At 45.2% G+C, this 637-nt stretch carries 1 protein-coding gene; it reads left to right on the top strand.

What is annotated here, in order from left to right:
- A partial coding sequence (locus tag A3739_RS28540; RefSeq protein ID WP_156502234.1) for a glycosyltransferase occupies nucleotides 1-637 on the top strand: 637 nt, incomplete at both ends.

Genomic DNA, 637 nt, shown 5'->3' with positions numbered 1-637 from the left:
TCCGGCATTACACGGCGGAGGTGTAGAACGCGGAACGATAGAGCTGGCTGAACATTTGTCCTCAAATCACATCAAGTCGAGCGTCATTTCATCCGGCGGAAAGCTGACTAAGGAACTGAATCTGTTCAATGTCAGACACCATACTCTGCCCGTTCACAGCAAGAATCCTGTCCGCATCATACTCAATGCTTTCGCAATGGTGCGATTAATCAAAGAACACGGCATAAACTTGTTACATGTTCGCTCTAGGGCCCCAGCGTGGAGCACCCTATTGGCGTCTAAGCTGAGCGGCGTACCCTACGTTGCGACTTTCCATGGAGTCTATGGACATCAACCCGCTGCAAAGCGTTTCTATAACTCCGCAATGCTACGTGGAGTCAGAACAATCGCAGTTTCTCAGTTTGTTGAAAGGCATATACAAAGCACCTATCCAGCACTTGCCAATCACATTGTGACGATTAATCGCGGGGTTGATACGCATTTTTTTAAACCTGCTCAAGAACAAAGCCAACCAAAAGAAAAAGAAGTATTTACTCTCTTGATGCCTGCGAGATTTACCCGATTAAAAGGACATGCATTTGTCTTAAAAGCACTTGAACAATTTAATAACACACGAGTCGAGCTAATTTTTATTGGT

Source organism: Oleiphilus sp. HI0067 (assembly GCF_001635735.1).
The sequence above is the reverse complement of the archived record's forward strand: the minus strand, read 5'-3'. Positions and strand labels throughout refer to the sequence as shown.